The sequence below is a fragment of the Caballeronia sp. GAWG2-1 genome (assembly GCF_023631405.1).
In the GTDB taxonomy this organism is placed as follows: Bacteria; Pseudomonadota; Gammaproteobacteria; order Burkholderiales; family Burkholderiaceae; genus Caballeronia.
Genome location: NZ_JALQDD010000026.1, coordinates 221,828 through 238,873 on the forward strand (window position 1 = coordinate 221,828; position 17,046 = coordinate 238,873).

Sequence of the window (17,046 nt, forward strand, 5' to 3'; positions counted from 1 at the left end):
CAGGATTCTCCCGATGAACCAGACCGTCAGGCATGCGATTTCTGGTGCGCTCCTAAGCGTGTTGCTGGCCGCGTGCAGCGCGCCTCAGTCCGATGCGGGGCGAGCGCAAACCGCGCAATCGACGCAAGCCGGAAACACAGCGTATAGCGCGGAGATCCGCCGCACGGAGTCGGGCATCCCGCACGTACGCGCGGTGGATTGGGGCAGTCTCGGCTTCGGTTTCGGCTACGCGCAAGCCGAAGACAACCTGTGCACGCTCGCCGATGCCTTCGTCACCTATCGCGGCGAGCGCTCGGCCTCGTTCGGCGCGGATGCGCGTCCGCCATCGATGTCGACGTTCGGTCAGCCGCGCAACCTCGATGCCGATTTCTTCTTCCGCATGGTTATCGATCAGGCCGCCGTCGAACGCTATCGCGCGGCGCAAGGCGTCGACCTGCGCGATCTGATCGATGGCTTCGCCTCCGGTTACAACCGCTATCTCGCAGATTTAAACGCGGGCAGTTTTCCGAAGTTGCATGCTGCATGCAAAGGCAAGCCGTGGGTCGACAAAATCACATCGGACGATATTTACCGTCGGCTGATCGCGGCGAATCTCGCGGGCGGATCGACGCGCTTCGTGCAGGCGATTGCAGCGGCGCAACCCCCGAAGGCGGGAGCGACGCCGCGCGGGGAGACAACGCCGGACGCGGCGCCGGCGACGAGCAGTACATCGGCTGGTTCGCTGGATGAAAGCGGCGGGCGAATCGCGCTAACGCCATCTCCGGTGAACAAGGGCGCTCTGCTTGCTGCCGCCAGTTCGCGAATATTGCCGCGCTATCTCAGCGGCGAAGATCCAGGCATGAGCAATGACGCAGCATTCGGCACTCCGCTTCATGCCACAAAATCGCACGATTTTTCAGGCTATTCCGCCGGTGACAATCCCGGCCTCGGCAATCAAGCACCCGCATTCGGCACTCCGTTCCACGCCGACAACCCGCTCGATGCCCTGCGCTATCCGATCGGCGAAAACCCCGGCATCGGCAGCAACGCACTCGCATTCGGCGCGCCGGTAACGCGCGACCAACGCAGCATCCTCTTCGGCAATCCGCACTGGTTCTGGCGCGGCCCGGACCGCTTCTATCAGGCGCAACTGACCATCCCCGGACGCGTGAATGTGGCCGGCGTGTCGTTTCTCGGCGTGCCGCTCATCGTGCTCGGCTTCAACGAGAACATCGCGTGGACGCATACCGTATCGAGCGCGCGCCGCTTCGGCATCTTCCAGTTGACGCTCGATCCCGCCGATCCCACGCATTACATGTTCGATGGTCGAAGCCAGCCGATGACGCCCGTGCCGCTCACCGTCCGCGCGCTTCGCGCCGATGGCACGATCGAATCCGTCACGCGCACGCTGTATCGAACGCGCTTCGGCCCGGTGATGGACCTGTCCGCGGTTTCGCCGGCACTTGGATGGAACACGCAGCGGGCCTATGCGCTCGCCGATGTCAACGCCGACAACGCGCGCGCCTTCCAGAACTTCTTCGCGTGGAACCAGGCGCGCTCGCTCGAGGATTTCATGGCGATTCAAAAGCGCTATGCGGCGATGCCGTGGGCCAACACGCTCGCGATCGGCCGCAACGACGCGCGCGTCTGGTTCGCCGACATCGGCGCGATCCCCGACGTGCCCGACGCGCTCGCCGATGCATGCACGCCGCCCGCCGGCCGCGCGCTCGCGAGCCGTATGCCGGGCGTGCCGTTCCTCGACGGTTCGAAGAGCGCCTGCGCGTGGCGCGCGGATGGATCGAGCGTGCGGCAGGGCGCGCTGCCGGTCGCGCAAATGGCGAGCGTCGTGCGCGGCGATTACGTCGGCAACTTCAACGACAGCTACTGGCTCACCAACGCGAACGCGCCGCTCACGGGCCTTGCGCGCGTGGCCGGAGCGACGCGTTACGAGCAGTCGCTGCGCACGCGTTACGGCCATCTGCTCGCGGCGCGGCTGCAGCGCGAGCCGGGCGGCATCACGCGAGACGCGCTGGAAACCGCGGTGCTGGCTACCGGCTCGATGTCGGAGAGACTGTATCGTCAACCGCTGCTCGATGCCGTGTGCAACGGCAACGACGCGCAATACGCTTTGCATGATGCATGCGAAGTGCTGCGCAGCTGGAACGGTTCATCGGATATCGATGCACGCGGCGCGAACCTCTGGGACGAGTTCTGGCAACGCGTGACGCGCCTCGCGCCCGAGCGCCTCTACGCGACGCCCTTCAGCCCCGACAAGCCGCTCGATACGCCGAGCGGCTTCAACATCGACAATCCCGCCGTCGTACAGGATCTGCGACAGGCGCTCGGCGGCGCGGCGCTCGCGCTCCGGCTGAACGGTTTCGCGCTCGATTCGCGGCGCGGCGACATTTTGTATACCACGCGCGCGGGCGAACGCGTGCCACTCTACGGCGGTTGCGACGAAGCGGGCTACTTTACGGTGGTATGCGCGCGGCGTCCGCTGGACGCGAAGGGGTATCCGATGGACGCGAACGGTCAGGGCGACAGCTACGTACAAGTCGTCTCGTTCGCGGCCGATGGCCCGGGCGGCGTGGAGGCAGACACGCTGCTGTCGCATTCCGAGTCCGACGATCCCGCTTCGCCGCACTCGGCCGATGCCACGCGTCTTTTCTCGGCGAAACAGTGGGCGCGCTTTCCGTTCACCGATCAGGCGATCGAAGCCGATCCAGCCGTTTCGCGCACCGTGATCACGGGAACGCGCTATTGATCATACATATTGAAAAAAATTGCATGATTGCCGCACGATCAAAGGCATGGGCGCAAAAGGGCCGCGAAACCCGTCTATGATGAAGGTTTTGCCCGCCTGGACACACGCTCATGACTAACGGCGACAATACGCAACACGAAGAAGCGGTACGGCTCGATTCGACGGAACTGCAGCGTTTCGTCGACCAGAAATGGAACGATGAGATCGTGCCCGCGCTGACCGACTACATCGCGGTGCCCGCGAAAAGCCCGATGTTCGACTCGGACTGGGCGCGGAACGGTTTCATCGAACGGGTAGTGACGGACGCGGTGGACTGGGTGAAGGCGCAGCGCGTCACGGGCCTGAAAGTCGAGATCGTGCGTCTGCCTGAACGCACGCCCGTGATCTTCTTCGAAGCGCCCGCAACGCGTTCGGGCAGCACCGAAACCGTCGTGCTGTATGGCCACCTGGACAAGCAGCCTGAATTCGAAGGCTGGCGCAATGATCTCGGCCCGTGGACGCCGAAGTTCGAGGACGGCCGGCTCTACGGCCGGGGCGGTGCGGACGACGGCTACGCGACCTACGCCAGCATCACGGCGCTCGCCGCGCTCGACGCCCAAGGCGTGGAGCGGCCGCGCTGCGTCGGCATCATCGAGACGTGCGAGGAATCGGGCAGCTACGACTTGCTGCCGTATATCGACGCGCTCCGCGAACGCCTGGGCGATGTCGGCCTCGTGATCTGCCTGGACTCCGGCGCGGGCAACTACGACCAGTTGTGGCTCACGACTTCGCTGCGCGGTCTGGTCTCGGGCGACCTCGAAATCCAGGTGCTCGAAGAAGGCCTGCATTCGGGCGGCTACGGCGGCATCGCGCCATCGACCTTTCGCATCATGCGGCAACTGTTCGAGCGGCTCGAAGACGCGGCCACCGGCAACCTGCTCCCGAAGGACTTTCATTGCTCGATTCCCGCGCAACGTCTGCGTGAGGCTGAAGCGACCGCCCGCATTCTCGGCGACGATGTCTGGAAGAAACTGCCGTGGAGTTGTGGCCAGGACGGCGGCAGTGTGTTGCCGACCACTACCGACCCGCAAGAAGCGCTCATCAATTCGACGTGGCGTCCGTCGCTGACGGTCACGGGGGCCGCCGGCCTGCCGTCACTCGCCGACGCCGGCAACGTGCTCGCGCCGCGCACCGCGTTCAAGCTGTCGCTGCGCCTGCCGCCGCTTGTCGAAGCCGCCGAAGCGGTCGGTCAGTTGAAGTCGCTGCTGGAACTCGATCCGCCTTACAACGCCAAGGTCACGTTCAAGGCTGAAGCCGGCGCGGCAACTGGCTGGAGCGCGCCCGAGCTTGCGCCCTGGCTGGGGACGTCGTTGAACGATGCATCGCGTCGCTACTTTGGCGCGGATGTCGCATACATGGGGCAGGGCGGCACCATTCCGCTCATGAACACGTTGAAGGAAGGCTTTCCGCGCTCGCAGTTCATGGTGTGCGGCGTGCTGGGCCCGAAGTCCAACGCGCACGGGCCGAACGAATTCCTGCACGTGCCCTACGCAAGGAAACTGACGGCGGCGGTGGCGGAAGTGATCGCTGCTGCGCCCTGATTCAACGCGTCTTCCGGAATCAGAGATCGCCCGCTTCGCGCGGGCTTTTTTTCGGGCCTTTTCAGCGAATTCTTCAAAACGAACTGGTAAGGCCAGTTGATCATGGGTAAAGTAATAGGCCCTCGCCCGTCGTGCGGCATTGCGGCCGGGCCATGCACTTCACATACAGGAGACAGACATCGCGATGAACGATACCCAAAAATCCCCCGAACTGCGCATCGCCGCCGATACCCTTCACGCCTATGTGCGCGCCATCTGGGAAAGCGCCGGCAGCGCGCCGCGCGAGGCCGAACTGGTGGCGGACCATCTCGTGATGTCGAATCTCTCGGGGCATGATTCGCATGGCGTCGGCATGATTCCGCGCTATACGTCCTCCCTCGCGGATGGCCAACTCAAGCTCAACACGCATGCTGAAATCGTTCGCGATGCGGGCGCCGTCATCACCGTCGATGGTCGCAAGGGCTTCGGTCAAGTGGTTGCCTACGAGGCGATGGAATTCGGCATCGAGCGCGCGAAGAAGTTCGGCGTGTGCGCGGTCGGCTTGCGCAACGCGCATCACATCGGCCGGATCGGACACTGGGCGGAGCAATGCGCGAAGGCGGGGCTCGTGTCGTTTCACTTCGTGAACGTAGCGGGCGATCCGCTGGTGGCGCCGTTTGGCGGTATCGACCGGCGCTTCGGCACGAACCCTTTCTGCGCGGCGTATCCGCGTAAGGGCAAGAAGCCGCTGGTGCTGGATTTCGCGACGGCGGGCATTGCTTACGGCAAGACGCGCGTCGCCTACAACAAGGGCGTGCAGGTCGCGCCGGGCATGTTGCTCGACCACGCAGGCGTGCCGACGCTCGAACCGAAAGTGATGCATGAAGAGCCGTTCGGTTCGCTGACCGCATTCGGTCTGCACAAGGGCTCGGGGCTTGCCGCGCTCTGCGAGATTTTCGGCGGCGCGCTGTCGGGCGGATATACCACGCATGAGAGCACGCTGGAGAAGTCGAGCGCGATCATCAATTGCATGACTTCAGTGATTCTCGACCCGAACTCCTTCGATGCCCCGGCCGCAGAGGCCGAAGCGGAAGCGTTCCTCGAATGGATGAAGGCTTCGCCGAAAGCCGCTGGCACCGATGCGATTCACGCGCCTGGCGAACCGGAGGAAGCGCGCCGCGCCGAGCGCAATTCGAACGGCGTGCCGGTCGACCCGACTACGTGGCGGCAGATTCGCGAATCGGCTGTGAAGTCGGGGATGGCGGAGACGGAAATCGAGAAGTTCGCGGGCGCGTTGAAGTAACGTGAAACCGACGGGCAAATTGGTCAAGCCAGTTTGCCCTTCGCGCTTTGTTTTGCTCGATGGCAGATTGCCTCTGGCCTCAGTCGCGGAATAACGGCGCGACTTTCAGAGCCGAAGCGACACCGTTCACCGCACCATTTCTTTCTCGATCCAGTCAATGACCGAGGTCCGCTTCGGCTCCCAGCCCAGCAGGAAGCGCACGCGCTTGCCTCTGACGCGGCTGTTCGAGCCAAGCCCGTAGTTGGCCATCTCATAACCCCATTCCTTGACGGCATCTTCGAGCGGCCAGTCTTCGGGGCCGCGCAATTGCATCGCGCGCGCCATGGCGGTGGTCATGTCGCGATACTGCGCCTCGCCGCTTTCGATGAAATAGAACGTGCCGGCCGGCGTCTTGTCGAGCGCGCGTCGATAAGCATCGACGACATCGTCGATATGCACGTTCGACCAGATGTTCAGCCCGCGTCCGACATGACGCACGATGCCGCTCTTCTGCGCCTGACGTTCGAGTCGCGGCAGTTGCACGCTTGCGGTGTTCGGAATGGCGCCGTGACCGTAGATCAGCGTGTTGCACAGCACGGCAGAGCGCACGCCATGCTTGGCGGCGCCCAGCACGAGCTTGTCGATGGCCACGCGCGGCGCCTTGTCGGCGGTCGGTTCCGGCAGATTCTCTTCGGTGTAGATGTTGTCCGATGCTTCGCCGCCCGACGCATCGCCGACAATGCTCGATCCGCTCGTATGCAGGAACGGTTTGTCGGAGCCTTCGAGCGCGGCGATCAGGGTTTCGACCGCGTCGCGATGATCGCTGCTGGCCGCGTTGATGACTGCATCGGCAGAACGGGCTTCGGCGGTGAGAAGCGCGGCGTCGTCGAGACTGCCGACGACGGGCTCGATACCCGCGTGCTTCAAGGCGTCGCTCTGCTCGGCGCGACGGATCAGGCCGCGCACCGTGTGACCGTCGCGCGCGAGTCCCGCCGCGATCGAACCGCCGATAAAGCCGCCTGCGCCTGTGATGAAAATCTTCATGTTTTGCTCCTGTGGTCCCATGCAATGCGATTTGCGGGAATTCGTTTGAACCGATGCAGAGAGTATGTCCCGTTTCGACTTTCGCAAAAACGATGCTAGTCTCAAATCAAACTTGACTTGAAATCAACAATCGATCCGCATCGCGCCCGCATGAAGACCAATACCGACGAACTGCAGGTTTTCGTGACCGTCATAGACAGTGGTTCGATGACCGCAGCCGCCGAAACGCTTCAGCAAACCGTATCCGGCGTGAGCCGCACGCTGACGCGCCTCGAAAAGAAGCTCGACACGACCCTCGTGCGCCGCACGACGCGCCGTCTTCAACTCACCGAGGAAGGCGAGCTGTTTCTGACGCGCGCTCGCGCCATCCTCGCCGCGATGGATGACGCCGAGGAAGCGATCTCGCGCCGGCACGAGCGTCCGGCCGGGCGGCTGCGTGTGGATGCGGCGTCGCCGTTCGTGCTTCACTGCATCGTGCCGCATGTGAAGGCGTTCGCCGCGCTTTATCCGGACATCACGCTGGAACTGACGAGCAACGAGCGCATCGTCGATCTGATGGAGCAGCGCGTCGATATCGCGATTCGCATCGGCGTCCTGCAGGATTCGACCTTGCACGCGCGCTCGCTCGGCAGCAGCCGACTGCGTGTTCTGGCGAGTCCGGATTATCTTGCCGAACACGGCGAGCCGCGTGATGTCGATGAACTCATGCGCGCGCGGCTGATCGGCTTCACCGCGCCCGAAAGCCTCAATGACTGGCCGTTGCGCGCATCGGGCAATATTCCGGGCGCGCCGTTCGTGACGATCCGGCCTGCGGTATCGGCGTCCAGCGGCGAGACTATCCGGCAATTGACGCTCGATGGCGGCGGCATTGCGTGCCTCGCCGAATTCATGACCGCCGCCGATATCCGCGCGGGCCGTTTGCGTCCGATACTTGACGACGCGCTCGAAGACGTGCGTCAACCGATCAGCGCGGTGTTCTATCAGACCGAATCGATGGCCGCGCGCTCGCGTGCGTTCCTCGACTTCCTGGCGACGAGGCTCACGCTTTGAAATCAAGCTTTGATAATCACTCGACCATGACCATGCCTACGATCAAGACCATCAACGCACCCGAACTTCCGGTTCCCGCCGGCCACTACAGCCACGCAACGCGCGTGGGCAATCTCGTCTGCGTTTCGGGCCAGTTGCCAATGCGCCCCGACGGCACGCATACCGGGGACCGGCCGTTCGAGGAGCAGGCAGAGCAGACGCTTGCCAATCTGCGGACCGTGCTGGAAGCGGCGGGCGCGCGCATCGAGGATTGCATGGAGGTGACGGTGTATCTCGTTGGCGTCGATCACTGGAAGACGTTCAACGAAATTTACACGCGCTTCTTCGGCGACTGGAAGCCGGCGCGCGCCGTCGTGCCGGTTGGCGCGTTGCATTATGGATATCTGGTCGAGATATCGGCGCGGGCGTGGGTGGAAGACGGACGATGATTTTGGCTTGGGATCATCGCGGCTTTCCACGGGTGTTGAGTTTCGCGCGTGATCTTTGAAATGCGAGTCGGCCGTCGCCGCGCGAGTTACGGCATTTGTTGAATCCGGAACGGCTCCGGGCGTGACGGCTTGCGTCGCGCAACGCAGTTCCCGGCGGCTCGCTGCCTCGCGCGCTTTACGCCGAGTCCGATATTTTGTCGGATACCGGAGGACTTCGACCGGACGCGTAATCCCTCGCGTGATGCGAAGTTCCGTCCGGCCGTCGGCACGCGAGTGTTGTCAGGCCAAATCCAGCGCCCCCGTCAAATCGCCGAGTGGCTTCTCCCCGTTCGCCGCAAACGCCCGATCCCGCGACGCCACGCCATCGAGCGGTTCGAGATCGTGCACGCGCGAGATGAAGCGAAGAATCGAGTTGGTGTCGTAGACCGTGTGATCGACATATCCCTTCTTTGCGTACGGCGAAATCACCAGTGCCGGAATGCGCGAACCCGGCCCCCAGCGATCGCCCTTCGGCGGCGAGACGTGATCCCACCAGCCGCCGTTTTCATCGACCGTGACGACGATCACCGTGTTCGCCCATTGCGGTCCGCGCTGAATATGCTCGATGACATTGGCGATATGCCGGTCGCCCGAAGCAACATCCGCATAGCCCGCGTGCATGTTGAGATTGCCCTGCGGCTTGTAGAACGTGACGGAAGGCAGGCGTCCGGCATCGATGTCCGCGAGCAGCTTGTTCGTGGATGAATCGTCGCCGAGACCCGCATCGCGCAAATGCCGGGCGCGTGCAGCCGTGCCCGGCGCGAAATTGCGAAAGTAGTTGAACGGCTGATGGTGGTACTGGAAGTCCGGCACAGAACCCGTGTCCCGATGATCGAGCGCGTATTGCCACGCGCCGCTGTACCACGCCCAGTTGACGCCCTTGGCCGAAAGGCGGTCGCCGATGGTCGCGTAAGTCTGCGGCGGCAGCACGAGCGGATTCGAAGGATCGGCGGTGAAGCTATCGCCGCCGGGCGCGGGACGCACGTTGCTCGGCTGGTACGGCGGGAACATCGTGTTGACCGCGTAGCCGTCCGCGGTGAGGGCGCCATCGCGAACGAATTTGGGCGGCCCTTCGAGCGCGGATTTCGGCGAATCCGGCGCCAGTTTCAGGCGCGGCGTGGTCGGATCGTCGCCATCCACGACGGCGAGCAATCGCGCCGCCGGAGTGTTGTGCACATCGGGATAAAAGGGCGCTTGCGCCGAGATCAGGAAGATATGGTTCAGCCACGAGCCGCCGAATGCCGACATGAAGAAGTTGTCGCATAGCGTGTATTGCTGCGCGAGGCCCCAGAGCCTGAGCGTATCGGGCGAATTCTGGTAATGGCCCATGACGAGGCCACCCGAGTCGCCCCACGCGGCGAACTGGTTATTGCGGCCCGCGTTGATCTGCATCTGGTTCTGATAGAAACGATGCACGAGGTCGCGTGTAATGACCGAATTGGGAAGCGGCGCGCCGTTCGCGTCCATGATCCGGAAAGGCGAGTTCTTGAGGCCGGAAATCTGCTGCTCGGTGATGGCGTAGCGCGTGCCATCCACTTCCTGCGCCTGCGGCACGAGCCCGCCCCAGATTTTCGGCAGTGTGGGCATGGGCGTGACGCCATCGCGGTCGAGCTGCGTGAAGCGCGACGCCGACACCGCCGACAGCGGATACTGCACGCCCGGAAAATTCCCGTACAGATTCGTGAAACTGCGGTTTTCCGCGTAGATCACGACGATCTGCCGCACGTTCGCCGTGAGCGTGCGGTCGAGCGCGACATCAGCCGCTGTTTTTGGTGTGGCAGGCTTCTGTTCGAAAAGATTGCAGCCGCCCAGCGATAAACCGGCGAGTCCGACGCCGGCCGCGAGCAAGCGGCGCCGCGCCGGATCGACAGGCGCGTCATTCGCCGATGCTTCAGGAAGGGAAGACAACTCGTGATGCGGATGGTCGTTCTCGTTCATCGCCTGACTCCTCGTGGTCTTGTCGCACGCACCGCGCGCCGTGCATCGACGCCTTTTCACGCCGCACGCACCAAGGGCGCGCACGCTTTTCCGCTCTCCGCTGAAGAATGCGGTGACGCGGGCCCAACTGAGAGCGCATGATGCCGTATCGGCGCGCTTGGCGAAACCCGGCCAAACGGCATAAGGCGGATTGCGAACGGCTGCGTATCCGCCTATGTCACTTGGCCGACTGGAAACCGCCGGGCCGCGTGACTAACATCAACTGAACACGAGTTTGGCTCCGACCAGAATCAGCGTCGCGGCAAGCAGGTAACGCAGCACGGTTTCGGGCGCTTTCGAGGAAAGCATGCTGCCAATGGCAATGCCGGGAATCGAGCCGACCAGGAGCGAGAGCAGAAGCGCCCAGTCCACCGAGCCGAGCATCCAGTGCCCGGCGCCGGCAATGAGCGTGAGCGGCACCGCATGCGCCACATCGGAACCGACGATGCATACCGTCGCGAGACGCGGATAAAGCAGCAGCAGAAACGTCACGCCGATCGCGCCCGCGCCGACCGACGTGATCGAAACGAGCACGCCGAGGATGGCGCCCGTCAGCACGGTCAGAGCGGTTGTGCGGGCAGGGCGTTCCGCTCGTCCCTGGCCTTTGCGGTAGGCCAGTCGCGCGAGCTGCGGCCGAAACACGAGCGACACGGCCGTGATGAGCAGCGCGACGCCGAGAATCAACTGGATCAGGCGGCCCGTGTCGGGTGAAGTCATGCCGTGCCGGTGCAGGAAATACAGCGTGATGGCGGCGGCCGGCACGCTGCCTGCGGCGAGGCGACCAGTGATGCGCCAGTCCACCGAGCCCTTGAGGCCGTGTACGAGCGTGCCGGCGGTCTTGGTCGCGGCGGCGTACAGCAGGTCGGTGCCGACTGCCGTTGCCGGATGAATCCCGAAGAGCAGCACGAGCAGCGGCGTCATCAGTGAACCGCCGCCCACGCCCGTGAGGCCGACCAGAAAGCCGACGCCGAGGCCCGAAGCAGAATAAAGTAAGTCGATATGCGGAAATGCCATGGATGCGGAGAACCCGTCAGGCCCGGTCCGGTCGAAAAACCGTCGATGATATCCGGTGAGCGGCCCGATTGCTGCGCATGAGCGGCGGGCACCCTGCAAAAACATCGGTCTGGTCGAGCTGGCCGGCCGTCGTGATTACACACTACTTTCAGTTCAGGAAGGCGCAATGGACACAAAGGATCAGACGCAGGACCAGACGCAACAGCAGCAGCAACAGGCGCAAGCGACTATGCCCGGCGCGGACGATGCCTTCATTCCGACCGAGAACGTCAACATTCCGAGCGAGCGCCAGTTCGTCCTGAAATCGGGCAACACGTTCGCCGTCTACGACGCCAACGGCGATATCCGCGGCGGCGACGACGGCCTGTTCGTCAACGATACCCGTGTGCTCTCGCAATTGGTGCTCACGTTCGGTGGACGCGCGCCGTCGCTGCTTTCAGGCAGCGTATCGAGCGATAACGCTGTCTTCACCGCGCACTTGACCAACCGGCCGCTGCCGCCCATCGGCGGAGCCCAGACGCCGGAGGGCGTGATCCACGTCGAGCGCAAACGTGTGCTTTCCGGGCACGTTTTGCACGAAAGCATCGTGCTGACGAACTACGGCACCGAGCCATCCACGGTGCCGATCTCCATTTCGTTCGCCGCGGACTTTCTCGATATGTTCGAGGTGCGTGGCTCGAAGCGCCAGAAGCGCGGCACTTTGCGGCCGCCCATTGTCGAGAATGGCGAGGTGGTGTTGCGCTATATCGGCCTGGACGAAGTGGAACGCACCGCGCGCATCCAGTTCACGCCCGCGCCGGACGTGCTCTCGCCGACGCGCGCCGATTACGCGCTGCGTATCGAATCGGAGACGGCGATTTCGGTCTATCTCTCCGTCACGGCCGTGACACACGCGCTCAGCGACGCCAGCGAAGAGAGCAAGCGCAACGCCGCCGAAGCCGCCGAGTGTGCGCCCGAATCGGGCCGTCCGGCTATCCGCGAAGCGCTCGTCGAGGCGCATCGGCGTATGCGAGACCGGCGTCGCGCCAGTGCGCGCGTGCGTTCGAGCAATCCGCTCTTCAGCGAATGGATCGACCGGTCGCTGGCCGACCTCGGGCTTCTCACCACCGATCTCGAAACCGGCCCGTATCCGTATGCGGGCATCCCGTGGTTCTCCACCGCGTTCGGGCGTGACGCGATCATCACGTCGTTGCAAATGCTGTGGCTGCATCCCACGCTCGCGCGCGGCGTGCTGCGCTTTCTCGCGGCTCATCAGGCGCGCGAGGACTCGGCGTTCCGCGACGCGGAAATCGGCAAGATTATGCACGAGACGCGCAAGAGCGAGATGGCCGCGACCGGCGAGGTGCCATTCGCGCTTTATTACGGTGGCGTCGACAGCACGCCGCTTTTCATCGTGCTCGCGGGCGCATATGCGGAACGCACCGGCGATCAGGCGCTCATCGACGAAATCTGGCCCGCGTTGCAACTCGCGGCGGACTGGGTCGCGCGTCATTGCGACAAGAATCCGCACGGCTTGCTCGACTATCAGCGCGCGTCCGAGCATGGACTCGCCAACCAGGGCTGGAAAGATAGTCAGGACTCCGTGTTCCATGCGGACGGTAAATTTCCCATCGGACCGATTGCGCTGGTGGAAGTGCAGGCATACGCATCGACGGCATTCTCGACGATGGCGCGGCTTGGTCGCGAACGCGGCGAACACGAACGTGCGGACGAGTTCGAGCGGCGCGCGCGCCATATCCGCGAGCGCGTGGAAGCAATGTACTGGATGCCGGAGATGGACTTCTACGGCATAGCGCTCGACGGGCGTGGCGACTTGTGCAGGGTGTTGTCATCGAATGCGGGGCATCTGCTCGCGTTCGATCTGGTCGAGCGCGAGCGCGGCGAGAAGGTCGCGCGTCAGCTCGAATCCACCTTGTTCCACACCGGCTGGGGCGTGCGTACGCTCGCCGCCGGGCAGCCGCGTTTCAATCCGATGTCGTACCACAACGGCTCGGTCTGGCCGCACGATACGGCGTTATGCGCGCGTGGCCTTGCGCGTTACGGCGAGCGCGGCGCGGCGGTCGGTCTGCTGCAGGCTTTGTTCGAGGCGGCCGTCACGTTCGACATGCGTTTGCCCGAGTTGTTTTGCGGCTTCACGCGTCAGCGCGGCGAACGGCCGATCGCTTATCCGGTGGCGTGTCTGCCGCAGGCGTGGGCAGCGGGCGCGCCGTTCATGGTCCTCGAAGCGTGTCTCGGCGTGACGATGGACGCGGTCAACGACGAGATACGCATCGACCGGCCGCAGTTGCCGGAGGGCATCGACTGGCTGGAGATCGGCGATCTGCGTCTCGGCGACAAGAACGTGACGATCACGTTCCGGCGCGTGGGCGGCCAAGTGGTGCCATCCGTGGAAGGGGATGCGCGGGTCGTCGCGGTGCTTTGAGTGAAGGAACGCGCAACGCGTGGGAAGCGTTGCGCGCGTGAGCCGAGTTGCCGCGTGCTTGCAAGGTTTCGGGAAATGACCTCGCAAGCTGCGCCGTCCATCCGCTCGAACTTAACGCGCGGAAATCAAACCGCCACGCTGCCCACGTAGTTTTCGGCAAGCGCCGTCGCCGCCGCATGCGAAGTCGTCACATGCTCCAGTTCCGCGACCTGCAGGCGTTGCTCGAAGGGCGACGTATCGTCGAGCTTGTGCAGCATGCGCGTCATCCACCACGAGAAATGCTCCGCGCGCCACACGCGCTTGAGCGCGGTCTCGGTATATTGCGCGAGCTTGTCGCTTTTGCCTTCCTTATAGAAATCGACGAGGGCGGCATTGAGCACCCGCACGTCCGACACCGCGAGATTCAAGCCCTTCGCGCCCGTCGGCGGCACGATATGCGCCGCGTCGCCGGCGAGGAAGAGCTTGCCTGACTGCATCGGCGTGGATACGAAGCTGCGCATGCCGACAATGTTCTTCTGAAAAATCTTCCCTTCCGTGATCTGCCAGCCATCGTGGGTATCGACGCGTGCGTGCAGTTCGGCCCAGATGCGGTCGTCGGACCAGGCATCGACGGACTCTTTCGGATCGCACTGGAAATACATGCGCTGCACGCCGGGCGAGCGCGTGCTGATGAGCGCGAAGCCGCGGTCGTGGCGCGCGTAGATGAGTTCGTCGGACGAAGGCGGCGCTTCGACCAGAATGCCGAACCAGCCGAACGGATACACCCGCTGATAGTCCTGCCGCACCGCTTCCGGAATGCACGGGCGCGAGACGCCCTGCGAGCCATCGCAGCCGATGATGAAATCGCACTCCAGCGTTTCGGCGCGCCCTTCATGCGTGTACTCGATGCGCGGCTTGCCGTCGCTGTTCTTCGCGAAATCGTGCAAGCTCACGTTCGACACGTTGAACTTGAGCGCGCCGTTCGCCGCAAGGCGCGCCGCGACCAAATCCTTGATGACTTCATGCTGCGCGTAGACCGTGATCGAATGGCCCGTCAGTTCTGTCAAGGCGATACGGCGCCGTTGTCCCTCGAACGCCAGTTCGAAACCGTGATGCAACGCGCCTTCGGCCTGCATGCGCGCGCCGACTCCCGCCTGATTGAGCAAATCCATCGTGCCTTGTTCGAGGACGCCCGCACGAATGGTCGATTCGATGTCCTGCTGACCGCGCGCTTCGAGTACGACCGACTCGATGCCGCGCAAATGCAGAAGATGGGAAAGCAGAAGCCCGGCCGGGCCCGCACCGACGATGCCGACTTGAGTACGCATGATGTCTCCGTGATTGCGTCGAAATGTTGTGCGTACAGTCTCGTTGCAGCGTCGGTATGTCGCAACGCGATACGGAGCATAGCGCCTATCCCATTTCGAGATAAAGGCCCGAAAATGCCGCGATCACGGGTCCATCCCTTGCTGACTCAGGGTAAATCCCGAGCACGCAATCGAATGGAGAGAACAGATGAGCGCGAAGAATTACCCCAAGCCGCCGTTTCCTGAACAGCAGCAAGAACGCCGTCCCGGATTAACCAAGCCGCTCGATCCGCAGCCCGACCACGGCGAGGAGAGTTACAAAGGTAGCGGCAAACTTGCCGGCAAGACTGCGCTCATCACAGGCGGCGATAGCGGCATCGGGCGGGCGGTGGCGATTGCATTCGCGCGCGAAGGCGCAGACGTGGCGATCTCTTATCTCGACGAACACGACGACGCCAAGGAGACGGCCCGCTGGGTGGAAGAAGCGGGACAAAAGGCGCTGCTATTGCCCGGCGACATCACCGACCGCGCGCATTGCCGCGAACTCGTCGCGAAGACGGTGGAGGCGTTCGGCCATCTCGAAGTGCTGGTGAACAACGCCGCTTACCAGATGACCTACGACGGCCTCGAAGACATCAGCGACGACGAGTGGGACAAGACCTACTCGACCAACATCGGCGCAATGTTTCGCATTACCAAGGCGGCGCTACCGCATCTGAAGGAGGGCGCGGCGATCATCAACACGACGTCGGTGAATGCGGACGCGCCGAATCCCGGTTTGATTGCGTATGCGAGTACGAAGGGGGCGATCCAGAACTTCACGGGCGGCCTCGCGCAATTGCTGGCCGAGCGCGGTATTCGCGCAAATTGCGTGGCGCCGGGACCGATCTGGACGCCATTGATTCCTTCGACGATGCCCGTCGAGAAGGTCAAGAATTTCGGCTCGCAAGTGCCCTTGAAACGCGCCGGCCAGCCTGCCGAACTGGCCGCCGCTTACGTGCTGCTCGCCTCGGACGAGGCGAGCTACATTTCGGGCGCCACCGTCGCGGTGACGGGCGGCAAGCCGATCATTTGAAGCCGCGCGTCACTCGCTCAACTGCTTGCGACGATACTCGCCCTGCCGCGTCAGCATCCAGCCGGGATATTCGGCGGGAAGCTGGCTCACTTCGTCGAGCGCGGCGAGCTCGTCGGCGTTGAGCGTTACCTTGGTCGCCGCGATGTTGTCATCGAGTTGCTCGATACGTTTCGCCCCGACGATCACGCTCGTCACCACCTTCTGGTGCAACAACCATGCAAGCGCGATCTGCGCCACCGAAACGCCCTTGGCTTCGGCGACACGACGCATAACGTCGATACAGTCATACGCGCGGTCCACGTTCACGGGCGGAAAATCGAACTTCGTGCGGCGGCCGCCTTCTTCCTTGCCGCCTTCGCGCGTGTATTTGCCCGACAAGAGGCCACCCGCGAGCGGACTCCACACCATCAAGCCGACGTTTTCGCTTTGCAGCAACGGGACGAGTTCGCGCTCCAGGTCGCGCCCGGCGATCGTGTAATACGCCTGCAACGACTCGAAACGCGCCAGGCCCAAACGCTCCGAAATGCCAAGCGCCTTGGCAATCTGCCACGCGGCCCAGTTCGACACGCCGATGTAGCGCACGTGGCCGTGCTGCACCAGATTGTCGAGCGCGCGCAGTGTTTCCTCGATTGGCGTGGCGGGATCGAATCCGTGAATCTGATACAGATCGACGTGATCGAGTTGCAGGCGCTTGAGACTCGCCTTCACGCCATCGATGATATGAAAGCGCGACGCGCCGCGCGAATTCACGCTCTTGGTTCCCGCCTCGCCCAGAATCTTGGTCGCGACGACCACGTTCTCGCGCGGCACCTTGAGGTTCTTCAACGCCTGGCCCGTGATGATCTCGGACTGGCCGTCGGCATAGACATCGGCGGTATCGATGAAATTGATGCCCGCGTCGAGCGAGCGGCCGACGAGCTTGTCGGCGTCCGCCTGCTGAAGCTGACCGATGTTGTCCCAGATGCCGCCGCCGCCTCCGCCGAAGGTCATGGTGCCGAGGCACAGTTCGGAGACGAATAGGCCGGTATTGCCGAATTTCCTGTAGCGCATGGAAGGCTCCAGAGTAACGATGCGGTGATCGGAAGGCGCGAAGTGTCGATGTTTCGACCGGTCGACGCGTCGCGCCG

At 63.6% G+C, this 17,046-nt stretch carries 12 protein-coding genes; 7 read left to right on the forward strand and 5 right to left on the reverse strand.

The genetic code is table 11. The features are described from left to right. Positions 1-13 precede the first annotated feature (13 nt). From NCR98_RS16210 to NCR98_RS16220, 3 genes are all read left to right on the forward strand, one after another. Positions 14-2,743, forward strand: coding sequence for a penicillin acylase family protein (locus NCR98_RS16210; RefSeq protein WP_250526659.1), 2,730 nt, complete (start codon positions 14-16; stop codon positions 2,741-2,743). A 110-nt stretch (positions 2,744-2,853) separates the two neighbouring features. Next, on the forward strand, positions 2,854-4,323 hold the full coding sequence (locus NCR98_RS16215) for a M20 family metallopeptidase (protein ID WP_250526660.1): 1,470 nt from the start codon (positions 2,854-2,856) through the stop codon (positions 4,321-4,323). 184 nt (positions 4,324-4,507) lie between these two features. After that, complete coding sequence (locus tag NCR98_RS16220; RefSeq protein ID WP_250526661.1) at positions 4,508-5,605, forward strand: malate/lactate/ureidoglycolate dehydrogenase; 1,098 nt, start codon at positions 4,508-4,510, stop codon at positions 5,603-5,605. A 126-nt stretch (positions 5,606-5,731) separates the two neighbouring features. On the opposite strand, the gene NCR98_RS16225 is transcribed toward NCR98_RS16220, so the two are convergent. Further along, on the reverse strand, positions 5,732-6,628 hold the full coding sequence (locus NCR98_RS16225) for an NAD-dependent epimerase/dehydratase family protein (protein ID WP_250526662.1): 897 nt from the start codon (positions 6,626-6,628) through the stop codon (positions 5,732-5,734). A 150-nt stretch (positions 6,629-6,778) separates the two neighbouring features. Here NCR98_RS16225 and NCR98_RS16230 point away from each other — a divergent pair, with 150 nt between their 5' ends. After that, complete coding sequence (locus NCR98_RS16230; RefSeq protein ID WP_250526663.1) at positions 6,779-7,678, forward strand: LysR substrate-binding domain-containing protein; 900 nt, start codon at positions 6,779-6,781, stop codon at positions 7,676-7,678. Positions 7,679-7,710: 32 nt separating this feature from the next. Next, complete coding sequence (locus NCR98_RS16235) at positions 7,711-8,106, forward strand: RidA family protein (protein WP_250466877.1); 396 nt, start codon at positions 7,711-7,713, stop codon at positions 8,104-8,106. A 279-nt stretch (positions 8,107-8,385) separates the two neighbouring features. Here the strand turns inward: NCR98_RS16235 and NCR98_RS16240 are convergent, their stop codons facing one another. Continuing rightward, positions 8,386-10,083, reverse strand: a complete 1,698-nt coding sequence (locus NCR98_RS16240) for an acid phosphatase (RefSeq protein ID WP_250493314.1) — start codon at positions 10,081-10,083, stop codon at positions 8,386-8,388. Positions 10,084-10,341: 258 nt separating this feature from the next. Then, the gene (locus NCR98_RS16245) at positions 10,342-11,136 is read right to left on the reverse strand and encodes a sulfite exporter TauE/SafE family protein (RefSeq protein ID WP_250526664.1); all 795 of its coding nucleotides are present in this window, start codon (positions 11,134-11,136) and stop codon (positions 10,342-10,344) included. 229 nt (positions 11,137-11,365) lie between these two features. On the opposite strand from NCR98_RS16245, the gene NCR98_RS16250 reads away from it, so the two are divergent. Then, a complete protein-coding gene (locus NCR98_RS16250; protein WP_244829703.1) occupies positions 11,366-13,558 on the forward strand; it encodes an amylo-alpha-1,6-glucosidase in 2,193 nt (730 codons plus the stop codon). A gap of 125 nt (positions 13,559-13,683) precedes the next feature. Here the strand turns inward: NCR98_RS16250 and NCR98_RS16255 are convergent, their stop codons facing one another. Beyond that, on the reverse strand, positions 13,684-14,865 hold the full coding sequence (locus NCR98_RS16255; RefSeq protein WP_250466883.1) for a 4-hydroxybenzoate 3-monooxygenase: 1,182 nt from the start codon (positions 14,863-14,865) through the stop codon (positions 13,684-13,686). A gap of 187 nt (positions 14,866-15,052) precedes the next feature. Between NCR98_RS16255 and NCR98_RS16260 the strand changes: the two genes are divergently transcribed. Next, positions 15,053-15,919, forward strand: coding sequence for a glucose 1-dehydrogenase (locus NCR98_RS16260; RefSeq protein WP_250466884.1), 867 nt, complete (start codon positions 15,053-15,055; stop codon positions 15,917-15,919). A gap of 9 nt (positions 15,920-15,928) precedes the next feature. Here the strand turns inward: NCR98_RS16260 and NCR98_RS16265 are convergent, their stop codons facing one another. Continuing rightward, positions 15,929-16,969: an aldo/keto reductase gene (locus tag NCR98_RS16265; protein WP_250466886.1), complete on the reverse strand. Its 1,041-nt coding sequence runs from the start codon at positions 16,967-16,969 to the stop codon at positions 15,929-15,931. Positions 16,970-17,046: the final 77 nt, after the last annotated feature.

Bases quoted from the DNA above. Each gene is read 5' to 3' on its own strand.
- NCR98_RS16210 (WP_250526659.1), top strand. From the start codon at position 14: ATGAACCAGACCGTCAGGCATGCGATTTCTGGTGCGCTCCTAAGCGTG.
- NCR98_RS16215 (WP_250526660.1), top strand. From the start codon at position 2,854: ATGACTAACGGCGACAATACGCAACACGAAGAAGCGGTACGGCTCGAT.
- NCR98_RS16220 (WP_250526661.1), top strand. From the start codon at position 4,508: ATGAACGATACCCAAAAATCCCCCGAACTGCGCATCGCCGCCGATACC.
- NCR98_RS16225 (WP_250526662.1), bottom strand. From the start codon at position 6,628: ATGAAGATTTTCATCACAGGCGCAGGCGGCTTTATCGGCGGTTCGATC.
- NCR98_RS16230 (WP_250526663.1), top strand. From the start codon at position 6,779: ATGAAGACCAATACCGACGAACTGCAGGTTTTCGTGACCGTCATAGAC.
- NCR98_RS16235 (WP_250466877.1), top strand. From the start codon at position 7,711: ATGCCTACGATCAAGACCATCAACGCACCCGAACTTCCGGTTCCCGCC.
- NCR98_RS16240 (WP_250493314.1), bottom strand. From the start codon at position 10,083: ATGAACGAGAACGACCATCCGCATCACGAGTTGTCTTCCCTTCCTGAA.
- NCR98_RS16245 (WP_250526664.1), bottom strand. From the start codon at position 11,136: ATGGCATTTCCGCATATCGACTTACTTTATTCTGCTTCGGGCCTCGGC.
- NCR98_RS16250 (WP_244829703.1), top strand. From the start codon at position 11,366: ATGCCCGGCGCGGACGATGCCTTCATTCCGACCGAGAACGTCAACATT.
- NCR98_RS16255 (WP_250466883.1), bottom strand. From the start codon at position 14,865: ATGCGTACTCAAGTCGGCATCGTCGGTGCGGGCCCGGCCGGGCTTCTG.
- NCR98_RS16260 (WP_250466884.1), top strand. From the start codon at position 15,053: ATGAGCGCGAAGAATTACCCCAAGCCGCCGTTTCCTGAACAGCAGCAA.
- NCR98_RS16265 (WP_250466886.1), bottom strand. From the start codon at position 16,969: ATGCGCTACAGGAAATTCGGCAATACCGGCCTATTCGTCTCCGAACTG.